General features: G+C 65.7%; 16 protein-coding genes. 9 read left to right on the top strand and 7 right to left on the bottom strand.

Annotated features, from left to right (window positions below; translation table 11 throughout):
• The first annotated feature begins 45 nt into the window (after nucleotides 1-45).
• The 4 genes from AC1DWU_RS19085 to AC1DWU_RS19070 are packed head-to-tail and all read left to right on the top strand — an operon-like array spanning nucleotide 46 to nucleotide 4,025.
• The gene (locus tag AC1DWU_RS19085) at nucleotides 46-1,215 is read left to right on the top strand and encodes an MFS transporter (RefSeq protein WP_477151589.1); all 1,170 of its coding nucleotides are present in this window, start codon (nucleotides 46-48) and stop codon (nucleotides 1,213-1,215) included.
• Nucleotides 1,215-2,399, top strand: a complete 1,185-nt coding sequence (locus AC1DWU_RS19080; protein WP_477151588.1) for an MFS transporter — start codon at nucleotides 1,215-1,217, stop codon at nucleotides 2,397-2,399. Before AC1DWU_RS19085 ends, AC1DWU_RS19080 begins: the two co-directional genes overlap by 1 nt.
• Nucleotides 2,392-2,853, top strand: coding sequence for an MmcB family DNA repair protein (locus AC1DWU_RS19075; protein WP_477151587.1), 462 nt, complete (start codon nucleotides 2,392-2,394; stop codon nucleotides 2,851-2,853). Before AC1DWU_RS19080 ends, AC1DWU_RS19075 begins: the two co-directional genes overlap by 8 nt.
• 35 nt (nucleotides 2,854-2,888) lie before the next feature.
• Nucleotides 2,889-4,025, top strand: coding sequence for an MFS transporter (locus AC1DWU_RS19070; protein ID WP_477151586.1), 1,137 nt, complete (start codon nucleotides 2,889-2,891; stop codon nucleotides 4,023-4,025).
• Between the two features lie 3 nt (nucleotides 4,026-4,028).
• Here AC1DWU_RS19070 and AC1DWU_RS19065 read toward each other — a convergent pair whose 3' ends face one another.
• The 3 genes from AC1DWU_RS19065 to AC1DWU_RS19055 form a co-directional block, all read right to left on the bottom strand.
• On the bottom strand, nucleotides 4,029-5,699 hold the full coding sequence (locus AC1DWU_RS19065) for an MBL fold metallo-hydrolase RNA specificity domain-containing protein (RefSeq protein ID WP_477151585.1): 1,671 nt from the start codon (nucleotides 5,697-5,699) through the stop codon (nucleotides 4,029-4,031).
• Between the two features lie 42 nt (nucleotides 5,700-5,741).
• Nucleotides 5,742-6,293 (bottom strand): ActR/PrrA/RegA family redox response regulator transcription factor, encoded by a 552-nt coding sequence (locus tag AC1DWU_RS19060; protein ID WP_055047327.1) that lies wholly within the window; start codon nucleotides 6,291-6,293, stop codon nucleotides 5,742-5,744.
• Nucleotides 6,294-6,412: 119 nt separating this feature from the next.
• Complete coding sequence (locus AC1DWU_RS19055; RefSeq protein ID WP_477151584.1) at nucleotides 6,413-7,714, bottom strand: ActS/PrrB/RegB family redox-sensitive histidine kinase; 1,302 nt, start codon at nucleotides 7,712-7,714, stop codon at nucleotides 6,413-6,415.
• Nucleotides 7,715-7,858: 144 nt separating this feature from the next.
• On the opposite strand from AC1DWU_RS19055, the gene AC1DWU_RS19050 reads away from it, so the two are divergent.
• A complete protein-coding gene (locus AC1DWU_RS19050; RefSeq protein WP_477151583.1) occupies nucleotides 7,859-8,308 on the top strand; it encodes a DUF2852 domain-containing protein in 450 nt (149 codons plus the stop codon).
• Between the two features lie 95 nt (nucleotides 8,309-8,403).
• Nucleotides 8,404-9,147: a M48 family metallopeptidase gene (locus AC1DWU_RS19045; RefSeq protein ID WP_477151582.1), complete on the top strand. Its 744-nt coding sequence runs from the start codon at nucleotides 8,404-8,406 to the stop codon at nucleotides 9,145-9,147.
• 92 nt (nucleotides 9,148-9,239) lie between these two features.
• On the opposite strand, the gene AC1DWU_RS19040 is transcribed toward AC1DWU_RS19045, so the two are convergent.
• Both AC1DWU_RS19040 and AC1DWU_RS19035 read right to left on the bottom strand, forming a co-directional pair.
• Complete coding sequence (locus AC1DWU_RS19040; RefSeq protein WP_477151581.1) at nucleotides 9,240-11,408, bottom strand: transglycosylase domain-containing protein; 2,169 nt, start codon at nucleotides 11,406-11,408, stop codon at nucleotides 9,240-9,242.
• Nucleotides 11,409-11,943: 535 nt separating this feature from the next.
• Nucleotides 11,944-12,846: an AraC family transcriptional regulator gene (locus tag AC1DWU_RS19035; protein WP_477151580.1), complete on the bottom strand. Its 903-nt coding sequence runs from the start codon at nucleotides 12,844-12,846 to the stop codon at nucleotides 11,944-11,946.
• 187 nt (nucleotides 12,847-13,033) lie between these two features.
• Between AC1DWU_RS19035 and AC1DWU_RS19030 the strand changes: the two genes are divergently transcribed.
• Nucleotides 13,034-13,168, top strand: a complete 135-nt coding sequence (locus AC1DWU_RS19030) for a hypothetical protein (protein ID WP_477151579.1) — start codon at nucleotides 13,034-13,036, stop codon at nucleotides 13,166-13,168.
• Nucleotides 13,161-13,535, top strand: a complete 375-nt coding sequence (locus AC1DWU_RS19025) for an Atu4866 domain-containing protein (protein ID WP_477151578.1) — start codon at nucleotides 13,161-13,163, stop codon at nucleotides 13,533-13,535. Before AC1DWU_RS19030 ends, AC1DWU_RS19025 begins: the two co-directional genes overlap by 8 nt.
• A 67-nt stretch (nucleotides 13,536-13,602) precedes the next feature.
• Here AC1DWU_RS19025 and rhaI read toward each other — a convergent pair whose 3' ends face one another.
• Together rhaI and AC1DWU_RS19015 are read right to left on the bottom strand one after the other, a co-directional pair.
• Entirely contained in the window at nucleotides 13,603-14,895 is a 1,293-nt protein-coding gene (gene rhaI, locus AC1DWU_RS19020) for an L-rhamnose catabolism isomerase (protein ID WP_477151577.1), read from the bottom strand.
• Between the two features lie 162 nt (nucleotides 14,896-15,057).
• A complete protein-coding gene (locus tag AC1DWU_RS19015; RefSeq protein ID WP_477151576.1) occupies nucleotides 15,058-17,157 on the bottom strand; it encodes a bifunctional rhamnulose-1-phosphate aldolase/short-chain dehydrogenase in 2,100 nt (699 codons plus the stop codon).
• Nucleotides 17,158-17,335: 178 nt separating this feature from the next.
• Between AC1DWU_RS19015 and AC1DWU_RS19010 the strand changes: the two genes are divergently transcribed.
• Nucleotides 17,336-18,151: a DeoR/GlpR family DNA-binding transcription regulator gene (locus tag AC1DWU_RS19010; RefSeq protein ID WP_477151575.1), complete on the top strand. Its 816-nt coding sequence runs from the start codon at nucleotides 17,336-17,338 to the stop codon at nucleotides 18,149-18,151.
• Nucleotides 18,152-18,190: the final 39 nt, after the last annotated feature.

Raw genomic sequence — 18,190 nt, 5'->3', positions numbered from 1 at the left:
GATTTAACTAGGGTCGCCCGCGTTTCTTTCCGCGAGTTCCCCACCATGAGATTCGGTATCGAGTTGCCGCCGCAGCAGCGGGTGTATGGCGGCTTCTTCATCTATTCGTTCTGCATGGGGAGCCTGCCGCCGCGCCTGCCGGATATCCAGCGCGCCATGGGCATCGAGGAGGGGGCGCTTGGCCTCGGGCTGATCGGCGCGGCGCTCGGCACGCTCATTTCGCTGAGCTTTGCCGGACCGCTGCTCGACCGTTTCGGTTATCGCCGCGCCATCCTGACGCTGATCCCGCTGCTGGCGCTGGGCTATGCCCTGGCGTCGTTCGCCACCGGGCCGATCGCCTTTTTCCTGCTCCTGGTACCGGTCGGGCTGGTCATCGGCGGCATCGAGATCATCCTCAACCTCGAGGCGGACCGCACCGAGCACATGATCGGGCGGCGCATCATGAACCGCTCGCACGCATTCTGGAGCTTTGGCTTCTTCTCGGCCGGCATCGTCAGCGCGGCGATCGCGCAGACCGGGCTGAGCGTGCAGTTGCACCTGCTGCTGATGGTGCCCGTGGTGATCGCTGGCGTCGCGCTGCTGCTCGGCCGCTTCACCCCGGCGCCGCACCGCACCGGCGGTTCGACCGATGAGGCGCCACGCTTTGCCGCGCCGACGCTCGCCATCATGATCCTCGTGGCGGTGACGCTCTCGGCCATGATCATGGAGGGCGCTGGCATCGACTGGTCGGCGATCTACATGCGGGACGAGTTCCAGGTGTCGCCGTTCCTCGCCGGGTTCGCCGTGGCGCTCGGCGCCTTCACCCAGGCGGTGACGCGCTTCTTCGCCGATCCGTTCGTCGAGCGTTACAGCCCGACCATCGTCTCGCGCGTGCTGCTCAGCGTGCTCGGCCTCGGCGCAGTGATCGTGTTCTTCTCGCCCGTCGACTGGCTATCGTTGATCGGCTTCGGGCTGATGGGCGTCGGCACCTCGGTGATCTTCCCGCTCGCCATGTCGGCGGCGGCGCAGCGGACCGACCGGCCGGCGGCGAGCAATGTCGCGTCGCTGGCGCAGATTTCGTTCGTTGCCTTTCTCTTCGGGCCGCCGCTTCTGGGCTATGTTGCCGAGCATTTTGGTATCCGCTGGTCCTTCGGTATCGGCGTTCCTTTGGTTATTCTAAGTCTGGTTTTCGCCGGGGCGCTGGGCGCCAAGCCGATCCGGCATGAGGTTGATTGATGTTTAGTTTGAAGCCGCATCAGCGGGTCTATGGGATTTTCTTCGTCTTCGCGTTGTCGATGGGGGCGCTGCTGTCGCGCCTGCCCGATCTGCAGCGCTCGCTGAAGCTCACCGAGGGCCAGCTCGGCCTGACGCTGATCGCCATGTCGGTCGGCGCGCTCTGCGGGCTGACCTTTTCAAGCCCGCTGATCGAGAAATACGGCGCCCGCGCCACGGCCTTCGTCACGGTTTTCGGCGCCTCGCTGATGTATGCGATCGTGCCGTGGATCCCCTCGGCGATCTTCTTGATCCCGATATTCTTCATCGCCGGGCTGTTCGCCGGGGCGCTGGAGATCAACGTCAACCTCGAGACCGACCGGCACGAGGCGCAGCTCGGCACCCGCATCATGAGCCGCGCGCACGGTATGTGGAGCCTCGGCTTCTTCGTCACCGCGTTCATCTCGGCCGGCGTGCGCCAGGCCGGCGTGTCCGTGCACATGCACACCTTCCTCGCGCTGGTGGTGGTGGTGATCGCCGGTGTCTTCGTATTCTCGAAGATCGAGAACGCTCCGGCGCGCGCCGATAGCCACGATGGCAAGATGCCGCTCGTTGCCTTCCCGACCGTTGGCCTCCTCCCGCTGTGCCTGATCGGCGCAGCGCCGCTGCTGGTCGAGGGCGCCGGTATCGACTGGTCGGCGATCTATATGCGCGATGTGTTCGACGTGCCGCCATTCGTCGGCGGGCTGTCGATCACCATCTTCTCGCTGTTCATGGCGCTGGCGCGCCTGTTCATGGATCCGGTGGTCGAGCGCTACAGCCCGCGGGTCGTCGCCGGTGCGTTGCTCGGCATCGCCGCCATCGGGCTGATCACCGTCGGCGTCGCGCCGCACCCCTATGTGGCGCTGTTCGGCTTCATGCTGATGGGCCTCGGCTGCTCGTCGGTCTATCCGCTGGCGGTTTCGGCGGCGGCGCAGCGCACCGACCGGCCGGCGTCGGTCAATGTGGCCTCGCTCGGGCAGATGACGTTCGTGGTGTTCTTCCTCGGGCCGCCGCTGCTCGGCTTCGTCGCCCAGAGCTTCGGCATCCGGATCTCGTATTTCGTCTGCGTGCCACTGATCATCGCGGCGCTGCTGGTGATCCGGGCGCTGTCGCCCAAGCCGACGCCGCTGCTGGCCGAACCGGAGCCAGCCACGCCCCATGGCTGAGCTGCCGCCGATCGTCGATCTCAGGCAATCGCCGACGGCGCTCAGGGTGCAACGCGGGGTGATGCGGTTCCTGCGCAACGCGCATGATTTCTGCTGCTACGCCGAGGTGCCGCTGGCCAATGGCCGGCGCGCCGACGTGCTGGCGGTGGGGCCGAAGGGCGAGATCTGGATCGTCGAGATCAAGTCGTCGCTGATCGACTTCCAGGTCGATCGCAAGTGGCCGGACTACAAGGAATTCTGCGACCGCTTCTTCTTCGCCAAGCCGCCGGAACTCGACCCCGACATCTTCCCGGCGGGCGAGGGGCTGATGGTGGGTGACGGGCACGACGCGGCGATCCTCCGCATGTCCGAGGAGACGCCGCTGCCGCCAGCCCGCCGCAAGGCCATGCTGCTGAAGCTGACGCGGCTCGGCGCCGACCGCATCCACGTCCTGATGGATCCCAATGACCTCTGACGGCCGGTGGCCACGGACTTGCTGAAAGCGCCCCGGTGAAACTGCCTCAGCCGATCGTCATCGTGTTCTTCCTCCATGCGCTGGCGCAGGGCGGCATGTTCAGCCGCATCCCCGACATGCAGCTGGCGCTCGGGCTCAACGAAGCAGAACTCGGCATCGCGCTCCTGGGTCAGCCGGCCGGCGCGATCGTGACCTTCCTGTTCGCCAGCCTCGTGGTCGAAAAGCTCGGCACCCGGGCCATTATCCTCACCACCATCCCGCTGCTGGCGCTGGTGCTTGTCGGTATCGCACTGGCGCCGAACCTGCTGGTCATGTGGCTCGGCTTCGTGGTGTTCGGCGCGGTGTTCGCGCTCAGCAATATCTCGATCAATGTCGAGGCCGACCGGGTGGAGGCGGCGGCGGGCCGGCGGCTGATGAACACCTGCCACGGCATCTGGAGCGTCGGCCTGCTGACGTCGTCGCTGATCGGCACGGCGATGCGCGGCGCCAATGTGGCACCGGCCGTGCACTTTGCCATCATCCTGGTGCCGGTGCTGGTCGGGCTGGCGCTGTTCGCCTGGCCGATGCAGGCGGCCCCGGCGCGGCCGCATGCCCCAACCGCCAAGGGCTTCCGTATCGCGTTGCCGACGACGATGACGCTGCTGTTGCTCGGCTATGCGGTGGCGGCATCGCTGCTCGAGGGCGGCCTGCGCAACTGGTCGGTGATCTTCATGCGCGACAGCTTCGTCGCGCCGGACTGGGTCGATACGCTGACACTCCCGGCCTTCATGACGGCGCAGTCGATCGGCCGGCTGCTGGGCGATCGCGGGGTCACGCGCTGGGGTCCGGTGCGGCTGGCGCGGACGCTGACGCTGACGGCGCTGGTAGGGCTGTTGCTGGTGGTGTTCTCGCCTAACCTGATCGTGGCGCTCGTTGGCTTCACGCTGATCGGCTTCGGCGTTTGCGTGTCGTTTCCGCTCTCCACCTCGGCGGCGGCGCGGCTGGGCGACCGCCCGGCCTCGGAGAATGTCGCGGCGCTGACCATGAGCCAGCAGATGCTGCTGCTCTTCACGCCGGCGATCATGGGGTGGATCGCCACCGTGGCGTCGATCCGGGTGACATTCGCCGTGCTGCTGCCACCACTGCTGCTGGCATTCTACCTGGCCCGGTATCTGGCGCCGCGGAAGGGCTGACGGCTACTCCCCGCTCGGCTCCCCGTGCACCACGGGGGCGTTGCCCGCCTGGGTCTTCATCGGCAGTGGCGGGGTCACCGGGCCGGTGCCGGCGAGCGTCGCCTTCAGCGAGTCCATCACGGCGATGCGCCATGCATCGCTAGGCGCGTCCTGTAGCTGGTGGCTCAAATCGATGATGAAGCTCGCATAGGCATTGTGCCAATCCGCAGTGATTTGCGTCATGTCCACGCGGCGTTCGGCGGGACGCTCCACACCGGCGATCCCCTCGGCCCGCAGCTCGAACGCATCGTCGAGCAACGGCATCAGCACCTGGTCGCTCGCCAGCCCGTCATCATGCATCAGCGCCGCCTTGAGCGCGGCGCGCTCCTCGTCCTCGCCGTGGGTCAAGAAGATCGCGCCATGTGCCGGCAGGCGCTTGGTCACCCAGGCGACGAGTTCGGAGTGATCGGCGTGTGCCGAGTAGTTGCCGAGGCTGCGGACATGGGCGCGCACCGGCACCAGCTCGGAATGGATCCGCACCTCCTTGGCGCCGGACTGGATGATCTGGCCGAGCGTGCCCGGCGCCTGGTAGCCGACGAACAGCACGGTGGCGTTGGAGCGCGGCAGGTTGTTGCGCAGGTGGTGCTTGATCCGCCCGGCGTCCGCCATGCCGGAGGCCGACATGATGATGGCGCCGCCACGGATCGAGTTGATCGCCTTGCTCTCGTCGACGCTCTCGACGATGCGGAAGCGGGAATCGTTGAACAGCTCGTCGGCGCTCAGCTCGACGTCGTCGAACATGGCGGCGTACTTGCGATAGACGGCGGTGACCTTTGAGGCCAGCGGGCTATCGAGGAAGACGAGGCTCGGGCTGATCTCGCCGGTCTTGATCAGGTAGCCGATGTCATGCAGTAGCTCCTGGCTGCGCTCCACCGCGAAGGTCGGGATCACGAGGTTGCCGCCACGGGCTAGCGCCTCGTTGATTTCCTTCTTCAGCGATTCCTGGCGCTGCTTGAGGGTGTAATCCTCGCGCTCGCGGCCGCCATAGGTGGATTCGCTGAGGATGTAGTCGTAGCCGGCCGGCGCGTCGGGCGCCTCCCAGAACACTTTTACGTCGGGGCCCAGATCGCCCGAGAACAGGATGCGGATGGCCTTGCCGTCGCTGTCCTGCACCTCGACTTCGATGGAGGCGGAGCCGAGGATGTGGCCAGCGTTCCAATAGCGGGCGCGAACGCCCGGGCCCGGGGTGATCCACTCTTCGTATTTGACGCCCTTGCGCAGCTTCAGCGCCTCGTTGGCGTCTTCCATGATGTAGAGCGGCTGGAACGGTTCCTCGGCGCGGCGGGTGCGCTTCCTGGTCTCGCGATCCGCCTCGCTCTCCTGGATACCGGCGGCGTCGGGGAGGAGATATTCAAGCAGGCCGTTGGTCGGCTCCGTGGCCCAGATGGGCTTCCGATAACCCATATGCGTCAGCCGCGGCAGCAGCCCGGCATGGTCGATATGGGCGTGCGTCAGCAGCAGGAAGTCGATCGCCTTGGGATCGAACGGGAATGGCTTGTAGTTGAGATCGCGGACGGTCTTGTTGCCCTGGAACATGCCGCAATCGACGAGGAACTGGCCTTTGGGGTGCACCACCCGGTAGCAGGAACCCGTAACGGTGCCCGACGCCCCGTGGAAATGTAGCGTGACGGTCATCGTGGCCTCCCGGGCGAACTATCTGATCTCAGTGTGACAGGTTTATTTCGGCGCGCGCTTGGCGAGGATGCGCTGCAGCGTGCGGCGATGCATGTTGAGCCGGCGTGCCGTCTCCGAGACGTTGCGATCGCAGAGCTCGTAGACGCGCTGGATGTGCTCCCAGCGCACCCGGTCGGCCGACATCGGGTTCTCGGGCGGCTCGGGCGGCTTGTTGCCGGTGGCGAGCAGCGCGTTGATCACGTCCTCGGCGTCGGCGGGTTTGCTGAGATAGTCCACCGCGCCCAGCTTCACCGCTGTGACAGCAGTGGCAATGTTGCCATAGCCGGTGAGGACCACCGCGCGGGCATCCTCGCGCTTCTGGTGCAGCGCCGCGACCACATCGAGGCCGTTGCCGTCCTCGAGTCGCAAGTCCACCACGGCGTAGGCCGGGGGTGCCTCGGATACGGCGGCGAGGCCGCCGGCTACGGTGTCGGCGATCCGGACATCGAAGCCGCGTTTCTGCATCGCCCGCTCGAGGCGGGTGAGGAAGGTCTTGTCGTCATCGACCAGCAGCAAGGTACGGTCGGCCGCAAGGAGTTCATCGACTGTGCTCATCGCCGCCTCATGTAGGGTCTTTTGGTGAAAAGGTCAAAAATACGGAGGGACGCACAATCGGTATCTACCCGCCTGCGCGGGAATGACGCCGGTGGGGAACGCAAGCATTCGCGCCACACTCACACCTGCTCGATTGCCGCGCGCGGCCAGATCAGCCGCACCTGCGCATGGCCGTCCGCAGCCTCGTTCTCGAAGCTGAGCTTGGCGCCGGTGCGCTCCAATAGAGTCTTGGAAATGAAGATGCCCAACCCCAGTCCGCCTGGCTCTCCGCTGTCGGCGTTGCGCGGCCGCGTGGTGAGATACGGCTCTCCCAGCCGGGTGATCAGGTCCGTCGGAAAGCCTGGGCCATCATCGGTGATGGTGACGGTGACCGCCTGCTTATCCCAGCTGGCTTCGACCAGCACGGCGCGCTGCGCGAACTGCGCCGCGTTGTCGATCAGGTTGCCGAGACCGTAGAGCAGTCCCGCGTTGCGGCGGATCACCGGCTCGGCGCCGGCACCCTTGCCGGTGCGCACCGAGATCACCTTGCCGCCGCCTTCGAGCGGTTTGATCACCTCGGCCAGCAGCGCCGAGACCGGCACCGCGGCGAACGGGTCGCCCGGCGTTTCGCGCAGGCTCCTGAGCTTGCCGAGGATTTCTCGACAGCGCGCCGCCTGCGACATGATCAGTTCGATATCCTCGCGCACCGGGCCGGCCGGTACCTCGTCGCGGATTTCGCGCGCGGCGAGCGCGATGGTGGAGAGTGGCGTGCCGAGCTCGTGCGCGGCGGCTGCCGCCAGCCCATCCAGCGCGCTCAACTGCTCATGCCGTGACAGCGCCAGCTCGGTGGCGGCGAGCGCGTCGGCGAGCTGGCGTGCCTCGTGCGCCACGCGGTTGGTATAGCCGGCGATGAAGATGGTGCCGCAGATGATCGAGACCCAGATGCCGATGACATAGACGCGGTCGAAGACGATGCGCGAGTCGGGATCCCAGGGGAGGTCGAAGTGGAACACCGAGAGGAGGGAGGCAAGGACGATGGCCAGCGTCGCAAGGATCACCGTCGAGCGCTGCGGCAGCGTCGTCGCCGATACCGATACGGGAGCCAGCAGCAGCAGCGAGAACGGGTTCTGCAGCCCGCCGGTCAACGCCAGCAAGGCGGCCAGCTGAAACAGGTCCCAGCCAAGATGCACCGTCGCGACGGTGGGCGACGGCCGGTAGCCCTCGCCCAGCCGGAACACCAGCCACAGGTTGAGCAGCACCGATAGCCCGATGAGCATCAGGCACTGGGTCAGCGGCAGCGGAAAGCTGAGCCCGAAGGCGACGAACAGCACGCCGATGGTCTGCCCGGCGATTGCCAGCCAGCGCAGCCCGACCAGCGTCGCGAGCCTGAGAGGGCGCCAGTTACCCGGCAGGATCGCCGCCGAGGAGTCCGCCAATGCCATGAAATCATCCTTTCCGGGCATGTCGTTTCCGCCCGCATGGGAAGTCTAGCATGGCATTTCAAGGGCAAAAATGCGCGAGCGAAACGCTTGACCCCCAGTCCGGTGGGACCACATCGGAGCTGTTCGTGACTGGGAGAAAGTCCAATGCACACTGCGATTATCAAACCGCAATGGGGCCCGCTGACCATAGCTTTGATGGTCCTGGGCTTCGTCATCTGGTGGCCGCTCGGCCTCGCTGTTCTCGCCTACATCCTGTGGGGCGAAATGTTCGGCGGCTCGGCGGACAAGGCTCAGGGGTTCGTCAATCGATCCCGGGCCTGGGCCGAAAACTGCGGTCCCCGCGCCAACGGGTACCGTCACCACGGCTTCCGCAATTCGAGCGGCAACGCCGCGTTCGACGACTATCGCACCGAGCAGCTCAAGGGCCTCGACGAGGAACGCCGCCGGCTCGACGAAGAGGTCAACGCCTTCCACGAGTACATGCGCAACCTCCGCATGGCCAAGGATCGCGAAGAGTTCGACCGCTTCATGCGCGAAAAGAACGGTAACCGCCCGAACTACGGCGGCGACCAGAACAACGGGACGAACGTCTAGTTCCCTCCCGCTTATTGTCCTCCTGACGACTGGCGCCCCCTTGCGGGGCGCTTTTTTGTCGTCGGGGATCAGTTCGAATCAGCGATGATCGGCCCATGAACTTCCTGTTCCCCGCCAAGGCGCCGAAGGTGCCGGCCGCGACCACGCTCCTCATCGACGATGAGCCGGTCGAGATCACGGTGAAGGTGAGCCCGCGGGCGCGGAGCTATCGCCTCACCGTGCCGCATCACGGCAACCCGGTGCTGACGCTGCCCAAGACCGGACGCTGGCCCGAAGCCGAAGGCTTTCTCAACCGCCATCGCGGCTGGCTCGCCGCGCGGCTGAAGCGCAGCGCACCCCGCACCGCCTTTGCCGATGGCGAGGTGGTGCCGCTGCGCGGCATCCCCCACCGCATCCATGCCACCGGCCGGCTGCGTGGGCGGGTGGAAGTGTCCGAAATCGATGGCGAGCTGTCGCTGCTGGTGCCGGGCGAAGCGGCACATATCCCGCGCCGGCTGACCGAATGGCTGAAGGCCGAGGCCCAGCGCGACCTAGCGGTGCGCTCCGACGTGCATGCGGCGGCGCTCGGGGTAGAGGTCAAATCGGTAGCGATGCGCAGCCAGGCCACCCGCTGGGGCTCTTGCTCCTCATCGGGCAAGCTCAACTACAACTGGCGGCTGATTCTCGCCCCGCCATTCGTGCTCGACTACGTCGCCGCCCACGAGGTGGCCCACCTCGTCCACATGAACCACTCGCCGAGTTTCTGGAAAACCGTCGAGAAGGCGCTGCCCGACATGACCAAGGGCAAGGCCTGGCTCAAGGCCCACGGCAAGGTGCTGATGGGGTATGGGCTGGAGTAGCTGCCGCTCGTCGCAAACGCTCCAAGCGCGCATCGCGAGCGATGGTACGCGATGCGCCAGCATCGCCGCTTCGAGCGTCAGCGAGGAGCGACTCAGCCCCCGAAGATATCGCCCAGGAGATCCACCAGCGTCCGCCTTGGCCGTTCGGTCTGCTGCTGTTCCATGGGCTGCAGCTGCTGCTGTTCCGTGCCAGGCTGGGTCATGGCGCCCGGCAGTTCGGCAACCGGAATGCCCTCGTGGGCCTTGGTCATGAACTGGCTCCAGATCTCCACCGGCACGTTGCCGCCAGAGAGCTTGGTGCCCACGTCGTCGTCGTTGCCGAGCCAGACGCCTGCCACCATGCGCGAGGTGTAGCCGACGAACAGCGCGTCGCGGGCTTTCTGCGACGTGCCGGTCTTGCCGGCCATCGGCCAGCCGTTGAGCTGGGCCCGCTTGCCGGTACCGATTTCGACCGCCGCATGCAGCATGTCGTTCATTTCGGCGACGATGTTGGGCTCGATCACCCGTCCCGGACCGGCGGCGACAGCGTCATACAGCACCTTGCCGTCCGCCGTTTCGATGCGGGTGATGACGTTGGCGATGACGCCGATGCCACCATTGGCGAACGGCGCATAGGCCGCCGTGAGTTCGAGCAGCGAGACTTCCTGCGTGCCGAGCGCAATCGAGGGCACGGCCTGCAGCGGCGAGGAAATGCCCATGCGCATGGCGGCTTCAACCACCTTGTCGGGGCCGACATCGTTGGCGAGCAGCGCCGAGACGGTATTGCGCGACAGCGCCAGCGCCTGGCGCAGGGTCATGTCGCCGCCATACTTGCCGTCGGCATTCTCCGGCTTCCACCCGCCGATATCGACCGGGCCGTCGGTGGCGATGGTGTCGGGCGTATAGCCCTTCTCCATGCCGGCCAGGTAGACGAACGGCTTGAAGGTTGAGCCCGGCTGGCGGCGCGCGGTGACGGCGCGGTTGAACTGGCTCTGCTGGTAGTCGACGCCGCCGACCAGCGCACGCACCGAGCCATCGACGTCCATGGCCACCAGGGCGCCCTGGGTGAACTTCATCTCGGCGCCGTGGTTGGCCACGGCTTCCTTCACCACGAATTCTGCTTCCTTCTGCAGGTCCCAGTTGATCGTGGTGTGAACGATCACGTCCTGTTTCACTTCGCCGAGATACGCGGTCATAAGGCTCTCGACCCAGTCGGCGACGTAGGATTCGCCGCCCACCACCTTGGTGCGCACAGTCTGGTTGGGGTCGATCGCGGCGGCCTTGCTCTCGGCCGGCGTGATGTAGCCTTCCTTGGCCATGGCGGCGAGCACCAGGCCCTGGCGGGTCTTCACCGCGTCGGAATTGCCCTGCGGGTTGAGTCGCGACGGCGCCTGCAGCGAGCCGGCGAGTATCGCCGCTTCGCCGAGCGACAGGTTGCGCGCCGATTTGCCGAAATAGCGCTGCGACGCCGCCTCGATGCCGTAGGACTCGTGGCCGAAGAACATGCGGTTGAGGTAGAGCTCGAGGATGTCGTCCTTGGAGTAGTTCTGCTCAAGCCAGACGGCGAGCAGCGCTTCCTGCACCTTGCGGCCCAGCGTCTGGTCGGGGGTGAGAAAGAGGTTCTTGGCCACCTGCTGGGTGATGGTGGAGGCGCCGCGGGTGACTTCACCGGCCTGGACGCTTTCGAGCGCCACGGAGACAAGGCCGACCACGTCGATGCCGAAATGGTCGTAGAAGCGCCGGTCTTCGATGGCGACGAACGCCGCCGGCACATAATAGGGCAGCTCGCGCAGCGACACCGCTTCGCCGCCGGTCTTGCCGCGATTCGAGATCAGCTGGCCGTTGGCCGCGACGATGCGGATATTGGCGGCGCGGTCGGGCACCTTCCAGGTGTCGGACGAGGGCAGCTGCACCGCGTAGTAGACCACCACTGCGCCCAGGGCGAGGGCGCCCCAGATGCCGAGGATGAAGAGCCAGGAGATGAGCTTCCAGATGACGCCGAACAGCGTAAGCGGCCGCCGCTCGCGCCGGCCGCCACGGGTCTTCTTGGCCTTCGGCGCACGTCCGCGCGGGGCCTTGCCGCGCGGAGCGCGCTCCTGGCGCTCGTCGTCGACGCGAATGTCGCCGTCGCCAAAGCCGGGTTCGATCCGGGCGCCGCGTGCGGCTTTCTTCGCCGGTGCAGTTCGCTCCGAACGCGTGCCCTTCTTGGGCGTGGCGCCGACGCGATCATCAGGCGAAACGTGGAAATCCATGTACAGGGCCCCGGCATTCTTTTTGCGCATGGCGAGTGTCCGGCAGCCGGTTCCCTGTCGAGGGACAGCATGCGGACGCCATGGGGCGATCCGACCGTCTCGCCAAGCCCAAGCCAACCCGAAATTCCGGGTCTTCGGCCAGCGCGGTCCCCTTGGCTATCCAAGTTAAATGTGGCCGGTTTATGTGGGCTTAAGCAGGCCGCTTAAGCTGTGTTGCGGCGCGGTGACAACTCGCAGGACATGAGGTCATCGAGGCCGACCACATTCACCGCTCGGCGGCGACCGCGTCGAAACGGGCGCGCGAGTGCTCGATGACCGACTGGTTGGCCTCGGTCCGTTCGGCGAGCTTCAATAGCGTCTGGAACAGCGTCGCGCTCGAGCTGCCGCAGCGTGGCTGCCAGCATGCGATGGCTGATGCCGTCGAGGGCGCGCAGCAGTTAAGGACCCGCCGCCGAACTCGAGGCGATCCGGCTGGCGCTGGCGGTGCCGGTCGGCGCAACGTTGCTGGCGCTGCTCCTTTCGGGGTTCGGCCTCAAGCGGAGGGTGGCACTCGCCGGCTAGACGGTCAGCCGGCCGAGAGTAGGTCGCCGGCCTTCAGGCGCGCCACATCCCGCAGCGGTGGCGCGCCGAAGGTGCGGGCGTACTCGCGGCTGAACTGGCTGGGGCTGTCATAGCCGACGCGGTGGCCGGCGGTCGCTGCGTCGAGCGCTTCCGACAGCATCAGCCGACGCGCTTCCTGCAGCCGCAGCTGCTTCTGGTACTGCAGCGGGCTCATGGCCGTCACCGCCTTGAAATGGAAATGCAGCGCCGAGGGGCTCATCCGCGCCTCGATGGCCACCGTCTCGATGGCAAAGCTGTCGCGGAAGTTGGACTTGATCCAGCCGATGGCGCGATTGACCTGCTGCAGCCGGCTCTCGGCCAGCGCGATCTGCTGCAGCTTGGTCGCCTGGTCGGAGCGCAGCAGCCGGTAGAGGATCTCGCGCTTGATCATCGGGCCGAGCACCGCGAGGTCCTGCGGCCGCTCGAGCAGCTTCACCAGCCGGATGGCGGCATCGAGCAGTTCGGGCATGATCGGGCTGACCGTGACGCTCGGCTCGGCGTCGGCTGCCGCGGCTGCGGTCACGCCGCCGACCTCGATCAGCAGCGCGCCGATCTCGGCGGCATCGAGTTCCAGCTTCACGCAGAGGTACGGCTCCTCCGGCGTCGCTTCGACCACCTGGCCGATCACCGGCGTATCGACCGAGACGACGAGGAAGTTCGACGCGTCGTAATTCATCACCCGATCACCGGCGATGACGCGCTTTCGCCCCTGCGCCACGATGCACAGCGCCGGGTGGTGCACGGCATGCATCGGCTCGGACGGATGCGAGATCCGCACCAGCGACATGCCTTCGATCGGCGTTGCCTGAATACCATCGGACGTTGCGAACTGTGCAATCGCCGCTTTGAGTTCGTCCATGCGATCCATGGCCAATTCCTTCATTCTGCGTGCTAGATACATAGCACTTCGCGTGCACGAGTCACCACCGATCACGATGTTTTGGAGGATTGTGCAATCACTCTGGAGGATCGGTCTACCGCTCCGAGGCTCCCGTGAGCGATATAGCTGTCACCGCGGATGGACGAACATCAGCGGCAGAAAGCGAGGACCCCAAATGAACATCGATCTTTCCAACATCGCCCGGACCCTGCAGCCCGCGGCCATCCTCGCCATCACCAACAAGCTTCTGAAGCAGGTGAACGCGACGCCGCGGCGGCCCCGCCGCGAGCGGCGGAGCATGAATGGCTAGGCGCCGGATCGTCGCGACGTTCGCCGGCGCGGTGCTGATCGCCGCGCTTGCGCTGGTCGCGGGTATCACCTTCGGCCTGCCACAGGCAGGCCGGCACACCGCCACCGCTTATGGAGTTTCACAGATGCACACCAAGCACGACTACATCGGGCTGTGGGTCACCGAGGACGGCGAGATCCGCCAGGCGCTCCTGCCCAATGGCCGCTACATCGAAGCCCGCGGCCATCTCGAGGTCGCCTATCAGGGCGACTATCGTATCGAGGGCGACCACATCGAGTATCGCGACGACACCGGCTTCTCGGCCGATGGCGATTTCATCGGCGGCGTGCTCTATCACGCGGGCATGTTGATGTACGCGCGGGACTGATCCGGTCCCGCGCTGCAACGAAAAAGGCCCGCCAACCGGCGGGCCTTTGCTTTTCGAGGTGGTCGAACTAGACGATGCCGCCGCCACCCGCAGCAACCGCCGGGCGGACGGCCGCGACGCGCTGGCGATACCCAGCCCTGCGATAAGCCGCGATCGGATCAATCGCCCCATTCGCATCGAGCCGTGCCTTGGCAAGGATCGGCTCGACATCGGTGCGGAACGCCGTCTTCAGCGTCTCCGACGCCATCAGCGCGTCGTCGCTCTGCTGGTATCCCTCAAGCGCCTTGCGGTCGACCAGCAGCGCCAGCGCATAGGAACGCCGCACTTCGTTGGCCGAGCGGATCAGCGACTCGATTGGGTCGGTGACGTTGTGGCTCTGGTCCAGCATGTGGGCCGGCTCGAAGCCGTCGGCCTTGCGGAGTTCCGCGTCGACCAGCTCGTTGAACACCAGGAACAGCCGGTACGGGTCGATCGAGCCGGTATCGAGGTCGTCGTCACCGTATTTGCTATCGTTGAAGTGGAAGCCGCCGAGCTTCTTGAACTGGATCAGCCGGGCGACGATCATCTCGATGTTGACGTTCGGCGCATGGTGCCCGAGGTCGACGAGGCACTGCGCCTGGTCGCCGAGTTCAGTGGCGATCAGGTAGTTGGTGCCCCAGTCCTGCACCACGGTCGAGTAGAACGCCGGCTCGTACATCTTGTGCTCGGTGAAGAGCTTCCAGTCAGCCGGCAGGTCGGCGTAGATCGCCTTCATGGCGTCGAGATAGTACTCGAACACCCTGGTGAAGTTCACCTGGCCGGGGAAGTTCGAGCCGTCGCCGATCCACACCGTCAGCGCCTTCGACCCAATGGTCTTGCCGATTTCGATGCACTCGAGATTGTGCTCGATCGCCTGCTGCCGCGTTTCCTTGGCGTAGTTGGCGAGCGAGCCGTAGCGGTACGAGTGCTTCTGGCCCGGCGCATCCGAGAAGGTGTTGGAGTTCATCGCATCGAACCCCAGCCCGAAACGGCTTGCCGCCTGCTTCAGTCGGTTCGCATCGGCCTTGTCCCACGGAATGTGCAGCGAGACATTCGGCGTGGCGCGCGTCAGCTGGTTGATCACCGAGCAGTCCTCGAGCTTGTCGAAGATGTCGCGCGGCTCGCCCTCGCCGGGGAATTTTGCAAAGCGCGTGCCGCCGGTGCCGACGCCCCAGGAGGGAACGGCGACGGTGTAGGCCGAGACCTTCTTGAGGATCGCGTCGATATCGATGCCACGCCGGCTGAGTTGCTCGCCGAGATGCGCGTAGTCCGAGTCCAATGCCTTACGGTTGGCATCATTGGTCTGGTCGACCACGGACTGGTCGATGAGTTGGTCGGTCATGTTCTCTCCCCTCAGTTCAAAAGGCCCCCTCACCCGCCGCTTTGCGGCGACCTCTCCCGCAGAGGGAGAGAGGTGATGCGAAGGCACGATCTCGCCCCATCACACCTCTCCCTTTAGGGGAGAGGTCGGCGCGTCAGCGCCGGGTGAGGGGGCCTTTCTCGCTTACCGCGTAAAGCTCTGCGCGTTGCCCGCGTCGACGTTGATGATGTTGCCGGTGGATTTGGCCGACATGTCCGAAGCGAGGAAGTAGATCGCCTCCGCGATATCCTCGGGGAACACGCTCAGCTTGAGCATGGAGCGCTGGCGATACATTTCCTCGAGCCCCTCCTTGTCGGTCTTGTAGGTCGAGGCGCGCTGTTCGAGCCACTCGCCAGCCCAGATCTTGGAGCCACGCAGCACCGCGTCCGGGTTCACCACATTGACGCGGATCTGCTCGGACGCGCCTTCCAGCGCGAGGCAGCGGGCAAGGTGGATTTCGGCCGCCTTGGCAGTGCAATAGGCCGCGGCATTCGGCGACGCGGCGAGCCCGTTCTTGCTGGCCACGAACACCACGTTGCCGCCGAGCTTCTGCGCCCGGAACATGCGGAAGGCTTCCCGGCTGACGAGGAAGTAACCCGTCGACAGGATGTCCATGTTCTTGTTCCAGAGCTCCAGCGTCGTCTCCTCGATCGGCGCCGACGACGCCAGCCCGGCATTGGAGACGAGGATGTCGATACCGCCGAACTCCACCGCGGTCTCGGCAAAGCCCGAGATGACAGCCTCTTCCCTGGTGACGTTGAGGTTCACCGGCCGGACGAAGTCCTTGCCGAACACCTTGCCCAGTTCCTCGTTCGCCGCGGCCAGCGCCGTCTCGTCGATATCGGCGAGCACCACGCACGCACCCTCGCGCAACAGCCGCACCGCGGTTGCCTTGCCGATGCCGCCGGCGCCGCCGGTGACCAGCGCAATGTGCCCGGCCAGCGACTTCGGCTTCGGCATGCGGGAGAGCTTGGCTTCCTCGAGCAGCCAATACTCGATGTCGAACGCTTCCTGTTCTGCTAGCCCCTGATAGGTCGAAACCGCAGATGCTCCCCGCATCACATTGATGGCATTGACGTAGAACTCACCCGAAATGCGGGCCGTCGCCTTGTCCTTGGCGAAGGTGAACATGCCGACGCCCGGCATCAGGTAGACCACGGCGTTGGCGTCGCGGATCGCCGGGCTGTCCGGGTGCTTGCAGCGGTTGTAGTAGCCCTCGTAGTCGGCGCGGTAATCCGCCGTCGCCTTCTCGAGCCCGGCCACCACCGCATCGATATCGGGCTTGGCCGGATCGAACGCGATCACCAGCGGCCGGATCTTGGTGCGGAGGAAGTGGTCGGGACACGAGGTGCCGAGCGCCGCCAGCGGCTTCAGGTCCCGCGAGCCGACAAACTCCAGCACCGCGGCGCTGTCGTCGAAATGGCCGAGCATCTTGAACTCGTTGGAGATCAGCCCGCGGATCTTCGGCATCAGCCGCGCCGCGATGGCCCGGCGTTCCGCCGCCGGCAGCGGGGCCACCACCTGGCCGCCGAAGGCCGCCTTGCCCGCGGTCTTGCCCTCAAACCAGGCGATTGCCTTGTTGATAGTGTTGATGGTCTGCTCGTAGCACTCTTTGGGCGTATCGCCCCAGGTGAACAGCCCGTGGCTCTCGAGGATCACGCCCTTTGCGCCGGGGTTCTCGAGGCAGAACTTTTCCAGCCACAGCCCGAGCTCGAAGCCCGGCCGCTTCCACGGCAGCCAGCCGATCTCGTCGCCGAAAATCTCCTTGGTCAGCGCCTTGCTATCCTTGCTCGCCGCGATCGCGATGATCGCGTCGGGGTGCATGTGGTCGACGAAGGCGTGCGGCACGTAGGCGTGCAGTGGCGTATCGATCGAGGCAGCGCGCGGGTTGAGGTTGAAGGTCGCGTGCGGCAGGTAGCCGACCATCTCGTCTTCGTGCGCGGGCCCGCGATAGAGCCCCTTCAGCGCGCGGAGCTTGTCCATATAGAGCGTCGAGAAGCCGTCGAGCTTGATCGAGGCCGAGTCGCCGCCCGAGCCCTTCACCCACAGCACTTCGACGTCCTGGCCGCTCAGCGGGTCCTTCTGGAAGATCTTCGACGAGGTGTTGCCGCCGCCATAGTTGGTGACGCGCTTGTCCGAGCCCAGGATGTTGGAGCGGTAGACCAGCCGTTCCGGCTCGGTCATTCCTGCCGCCTTGGCATCGTCCCAAAGGTTTTGCAGGCGCGCTGGCGCGGTCCCCGACATGATATTCCTCCCGTAGGCATTGGTCCTGATTTGGTATCGGACATGCCTCCGAAGGCCCGAGCATGTCAATCAGAAACACTCAATAACAATCAGAGTTGGGCCGAAAGTCGCACTCTCTGCGGCACAATGATTGACACTGACGGGTTTTGGTGAAATTGAGGCAGTAAGGGAGAAGACTTTGCACGAAACCGAGCGACACAGGGTCATTCTGGCCGCGGTCCAGGCGCGCCCGCTGGCGACGGTGGCCGATCTGGTGGATATCACCGGCACGTCGGAAGCCACCATTCGCCGCGATATCGCAGCGCTGCACGTGCAGGGTCGGCTGCGCCGTGTGCGTGGCGGCGCCGAGGCCATCAACCCGCCCGAGCAGGGCAGCCTGATGGGCCGGCCGTTCTCGGTCAATGAGACGATCAACATCGGCGCCAAGCGCGCCATCGCCCGCGCCGCCGCCGACCTCTGCAAGGACGGCGAGCCGATTATCATCAATGGCGGCACCACCACCTATCAGATGGTGCACTACCTGACGGGCCGCCGGCTTTCGGTGTTCACCAACAGCTTCGGTATCGCCGAGCACCTGCTGCACAATTCGCGCAACAGCGTCGTCATTCCGGGCGGCACCGTCTATCGCGAGCAGAACGTCATCCTCTCGCCGTTCGGCGGCGTGGTGGCCTCGCACTTTTACGCCAAGCGCATGTTCATCGGCTGCCAGGGCCTCGGCCAGCACGGCCTGATGGAAGCCGACCCGATGGTGGTGCAGTCCGAACTGGCGCTGATCGGGCAGGCCGAAGAGCTGATCGTTCTGGCGGACTCCTCGAAGTTCGAGGGGCGCTCCAGCCTGATCCTTTGCGGGCTCGATCGCATCACCATGGTCATCACCGATGGCGGCATCCGCGACGAGGATCGCACCATGCTGGAGAAAGCCGGCGTCGGCCTTACTGTGGTCGATGCTGCCGTGGAAACCGCCGAGATCAACAAATCCCAATCGGTCGCCTGACCGGCTGGCAATAACGACTAACAACCGCTCAGGGAGGAA

It is taken from the genome of Devosia sp. P2_G7 (genome assembly GCF_056403495.1).
The sequence above is the reverse complement of the archived record's forward strand: the minus strand, read 5'-3'. Positions and strand labels throughout refer to the sequence as shown.